This window comes from Escherichia sp. KCJ4928 (assembly GCF_004352695.1).
Taxonomy (GTDB): Bacteria; Pseudomonadota; Gammaproteobacteria; order Enterobacterales; family Enterobacteriaceae; genus ECMA0423.
The window spans coordinates 1-1,260 of record NZ_SJWV01000417.1 but is presented as its reverse complement, the minus strand read 5'-3'; the positions used below and the strand labels follow the sequence as shown (position 1 = coordinate 1,260).

Below are 1,260 nucleotides of genomic sequence, written 5' to 3'. Positions count from 1 at the left end.
GACCAAGGTCATCCGCCGCATACCCCAGCCGGGCACGCTCTTTTTCTTCCCCTTTCAGCCGGGAGAGGGCCAGTTGACGCTCTGTGTTATTCAGGGCGCTCTGCTGTTTATCATCCAGAGTGGCCTGTGACAGTCGCAGCGGTACACTCGCCAGTCCCTGACGCTGTTGCAGCAGTTCATTACCCAGCCCCAGCAGGCGGTTGAATTCCGTATGCTGACCGTTCATGACCAGCAGTGACTGATACGCTTTATTCTGCTCTGCTGCCTGCTGACGAATTAACACAACACGGCGCTCTTCCAGTCCGGCAAGCACATCCTGAATGGACTGCGCTTTTTCCTGCATCTGTGCCAGGCGGGACTGCTCAACAGCAAACTGCTCTGTTGCCTGAGCAAGCTCTTCCGTTACAGTTTTCACCGATGTCAGATGGTTTATCATGAAGCCGTTACCGGTCGTCCAGCCCGGATTAGCCAGCACATACTGATACCCGGCGATTTTTTCCTGCAGGGATTTCACCCGGCTGGCCTGCTCATCAATCAGCCGGTTCTGCTCTGTCAGCGCCTCCCGTGTTCGCCCTTCATTATCTGAAGCTTCAGGCAGAGACATTGATGGCGTTTTATGCGCGATTTCATCAATCGTCAGTGCATACTGGCGCGCAGACTCCCTGGCCTGTTCCTGACTCTGGTACAGCGTGTACCATGCGGCAGCTCCCAGCATCACCAGTCCGGGTACGCCTCCAACCAGTCCCAGCGCACCGCTCATCAGACGAGAACCCACTGCCGTTGTACTGTTCAGCGCATTCTGGGCGGCGGTTCTGGCAGCAATATTTCTGTTCAGGCGTTCCTGTGTGACCGCCAGACGGGCCTCTGCCGCAATCTGCATCTCAGTCCCGCGGGCTGCCGCCACAGCCTGCTGAGCCCGGTACACGGCTGCCCTTGCCCGCGCCGTGGCAATCTGCGTTCCCCTTAACTGGGCCTCAGCCAGTGCCACTTCATTACGTGCAGCGGTCACAAGTCCTGCCGTGGCAGACATCGCTCCGGAAGCCAGATTACCAAAGTACCGGGCCACCCCGACAGCAACCAGCACACCCGCAGCTGTTGCCACGGTATCAATATTTCCGGCCACACCGTTCAGCGCGCCGGAGAGCGTTTTCGTCGCTCCGCTGGCCTCATTCGCGCCGCCCACCCAGGCCATAAAGGCGTTTTCCACCTTCGTGATCCCGTCAGACACCGTTTCCGGCATGGCTGCATATTCATCACGCA

At 58.4% G+C, this 1,260-nt stretch carries 1 protein-coding gene; it reads right to left on the bottom strand.

The genetic code is table 11. The features are described from left to right. Positions 1 to 1,260, bottom strand: a 1,260-nt coding sequence (locus E0D98_RS24440) for a phage tail tape measure protein (protein ID WP_276320447.1), incomplete at both ends; no start/stop codon positions are given.